The sequence below is a fragment of the Glycocaulis sp. genome, assembly GCF_052168375.1.
Lineage (GTDB): Bacteria > Pseudomonadota > Alphaproteobacteria > Caulobacterales > Maricaulaceae > Glycocaulis.
This window is the reverse complement of sequence record NZ_JBQLZR010000022.1, coordinates 1-3761: the sequence shown is the minus strand read 5'-3', so window position 1 is coordinate 3761 and position 3761 is coordinate 1. Positions and strand designations below refer to the sequence as shown.

The window sequence follows — 3761 nt, the reverse complement described above, 5'->3', positions numbered from 1 at the left end:
CACATGAACAGGGTTGCCGGGTTTTCCAGATAGCCTTTGAGCGCCTGCACCAGCAGCGCAGCCTCGTAGCCGTCGACGATACGGTGATCGAAGCTGGAGGAGAGGTTCATGATCTTCCTGGGCACCACGCGGCCCGCCTCGTCATAGCGCGGCAGGACCTGCATCTTGTTGACGCCGATGATCGCTGTCTCCGGCAGGTTGATGACCGGCGTGGTCACGATGCCGCCAATGGCGCCCAGCGACGTGATGGTGATGGTGGACCCGGAAAGCTCTTCCTTGGTGGCCTTGCCATCGCGGCAGGCGTCCGCAAGGCGCTTCACCTCATCGGCGATCTGCCAGATATCGAGCGTCTCGGCATGCCGGATCACCGGCACCATCAGGCCGTTCGGCGTGGCGGTAGCGATACCGCAATGCACCCCATCGAACTTTTTCAGCACCGACTCTTCGGTATCGAAATGGGCGTTGGCCTGCGGGAATTGCGGCAGGGCCCGCACCATCGCAGCCACCAGGAAGGGGATGAGGGTCAGCTTGGGCTGGCCCTCCTTGCGGGTCGCATTGAGGTGCGCGCGCAAGTCTTCCAGCGCCGTCAGGTCGATCTCGTCGACATAGGTGATGTGCGGAATGGTCCGCTTGGAAGCGGCCATGTTCTGCGCGATTTTCCGGCGCAGGCCGATGACTTTCTCTTCCTTCACGCCGGTGCGGGGAGCCTTGGAGGGACCGGAAGCAGACCCGCCCGCCTTCGACGCCAGACGCCCGCCAGAGGCGATGAAATCGTCCATGTCGGCATGGGTAATGCGGCCCGCAGGACCGGTGCCCGGCACGGCGGCCAGATCGATATCGGCCTCCAGCGCACGCTGACGCACGGCAGGGCTCGCCAGCGGGCGCTCACCAGCTGGGCGCGCGGGGGCGGTGGATACACTTGCGGTGCGCTTTCCTGCCCCGCTCGCGGGGGAGGTGTCAGCTTTGCTGACGGAGGGGGGAGCTTCCGGTGACGAGGTATCCCCCCCCTCCGTCTGGCGCTTCGCGCCATCCACCTCCCCCGCAGGCGGGGGAGGAGACGTGTCCTTGCTCTCTGCCTTCACCTCCGGTGCGGGCGCGTCTTCCTCGGTGGGAGGCGAGCCATCAATCTCGATGACAAGGATTTCGGTGCCGACCGGGATCACATCACCGGGGCTGCCGACAATCTTCTTGACTACGCCATTGACAGCACAAGGGATTTCCACGGTCGCCTTGTCAGTCATCACGTCAAGGATGTGCTGGTCCTCGGTGACGTTGTCACCTTCCTTGATGTGCCATTCAACGATCTCGGCCTCGACCACGCCTTCGCCGACATCGGGGAGCTTGTACTTGTATTCGCTCATGGCTAGCGCGCCTCCGTGACCGTTTGCAGCGCGCGGATGAAGCGCGCCTGACCGGGGAAATAGGCCCATTCATGGGCGTGGGGATAGGGCGTGTCCCAGCCTGTCAGGCGGAAGATCGGCGCTTCGAGCGCGTAGAAGCATTCCTCCTGGATCTGGGCGGCAAGCTCCGCCCCGAAGCCCGACGTGCGCGGCGCCTCGTGCGCCACCACGACCCGGCCCGTCTTGTTCACCGAGGCGACAATGGTCTCGATGTCATAAGGAGCCAGCGTCTTCAGATCGATGATCTCGGCATCAATGCCCGCCTTCTCGGCGGCATTTACAGCCACATGCACCAGCGTGCCGTAGGTGATGACCGTGCAGGCCTCGCCCTCGCGCACGACTTCGGCCTTGCCAAGCTCGACGCGGTAATGGCCTTCGGGAACCTCGCCCTTGGGGTGTTTGGCCCAGCTGGACAGCGGGGCATCGGGCACGCCGTCAAACGGGCCGTTATAGATGCGCTTCGGCTCGAAGAAGATGACCGGGTCATCGCCTTCGCTGGCCGCGATCAGCATGCCCTTGGCATCATAGGGGTTTGACGGGACCGCCACCTTCACACCCGGCACATGGGTGAAGAAGGCTTCCGGGCTCATCGAGTGGGTCTGGCCGCCGCGAATGCCGCCGCCCCAGGGTGAGCGCACCACGACCGGCGAAACAAACTGGCCGGCAGAGCGATAGCGCAGGCGGCTCATCTCCGACACGATCTGGTCAAAGGCCGGGAAGATGTAGTCGGCGAACTGGATCTCGGCGATGGGCTTGAGCCCCTTCGCCGCCATGCCGATGGCCATTGCGGCAATCGCCGCCTCGTTGATGGGGGCGTCAAAGACTCGGTCCAGGCCGTACTTCTTCTGCAGGCCTTGCGTGGCACCGAAAACGCCGCCGAAATATCCGGAATCCTCGCCAAACACGACCGTTTCCGGATGCTTGTCGAGCAGGACGTCCATGGCCGAATTGAGGGCCTGCAGCATGTTCATCGCTGGCATGGCTAGACTCCTAGATCCTGGCGTTGACGGCGCAGGCGCCAGTCTTCGGTCGCATAGACATCCTCAAAGATGGTGTGGGTCGGCGAAAGCGGGCCGTCATGCAGCGTGCCGTGGCTTTCGGCCTCCTTGTAAGACTTCACCACCAGAGCGGTCATCGTCTCTTCCAGCTTGGCGTGACGGTCCTCGTCCCACTCGCCAAGGCCGATCAGATGGTTTTTCAGCCGTTCGATCGGATCGCCCAGCGGCCACACCTCGAACTCGTTCTTCGGGCGGTAGCGCGCCGGATCGTCCGAGGTCGAGTGGGCATCAGCCCGGTAGGTGAACAGCTCGATGAAGGTGGCACCGCCGCCCTTGCGGGCGCGGTCAGCCGCCCATTTCGTCGCGGCATAGACCGCGAGGAAGTCATTGCCGTCGACGCGCAGGGACGCCAGGCCATAGCCCAGCCCCTTGGCAGCAAACGTGGCCGCATCGCCCTTGGCAATGCCCTGATAGGTGGAGATGGCCCACTGGTTGTTGACCACATTCAGGATGACCGGCGCGCGATAGGTCGAGGCCAGCGTCATCGCGGCATGGAAGTCCGGCGCAGCGGTTGTCCCGTCGCCGATCCAGCTGGCGGCAATCGTGTCCTCGCCCTTGTAGGCGCAGCCCATCGCATAGCCGACGGCCTGCGGGAACTGGGTGCCCAGATTGCCGGAGATCGAGAAGAAATTGCCTTCTGCCCAGGTGTAGTGGACGGGAAGCTGGCGGCCCTTGAGATTATCGCGGCTGTTGGAGATGCAGTGGCACATCATGTCCACAATGTCGCGCCCGCGCGCGAACAATATCCCCTGCTGGCGATAGGACGGGAAGACCATGTCGGTCTTGTCCAGCGCCATGGCGGCCGCAACGGCAACCGCCTCTTCGCCCAGCGACTTCATGTAGAAGCTCATCTTGCCCTGGCGCTGGAGCTTGAGCATGCGCGCGTCATAGATGCGGGTCAGCACCATGTGCGACAGGCCCTCGCGCAGGACCTCCGGCGACAGGCGCGGGTCCCACTCGCCCACAGCCTGATGGTTGTGGTCAAGCACCCCGATGAGGCCGAAAGCCAGATCGGTCATCTTGCCCGCTGCGGTCAGCGGATCGGGGCGTTTCGCCTCGCCCGCCTTTTGCAGGTCGAGATCAGAGAAGTCAGGCGCGTCGCCGGGCCGGAAGGGCGGGGCGGGCACATGGAAGCGTGACTGGCCGTTTGACATGAACTTTGTCCGTACCTTTTCGCCTTGTACCATAAGGGTTTTCGCGCATTTGCATGCGTCGGGGGCGGGTTAGCGGCACACGGCGGATTTGTCCACCTAGAGGGCAGGTGCGAAATCTTTGCTGCGGCTGCGAAATACCGTGCGCGGAG

3 protein-coding genes are annotated in these 3761 nt (G+C 63.8%); all 3 read right to left on the bottom strand.

What is annotated here, in order from left to right:
- Positions 1-1361: dihydrolipoamide acetyltransferase family protein (locus ACTS2Z_RS00840; protein ID WP_442571341.1), on the bottom strand; the 1361-nt coding region annotated here is incomplete at its 3' end.
- 2 nt (positions 1362-1363) lie between these two features.
- Complete coding sequence (locus ACTS2Z_RS00835; RefSeq protein ID WP_442571340.1) at positions 1364-2380, bottom strand: alpha-ketoacid dehydrogenase subunit beta; 1017 nt, start codon at positions 2378-2380, stop codon at positions 1364-1366.
- Positions 2381-2382: 2 nt separating this feature from the next.
- Positions 2383-3612: a thiamine pyrophosphate-dependent enzyme gene (locus ACTS2Z_RS00830; protein WP_442571339.1), complete on the bottom strand. Its 1230-nt coding sequence runs from the start codon at positions 3610-3612 to the stop codon at positions 2383-2385.
- Positions 3613-3761: the final 149 nt, after the last annotated feature.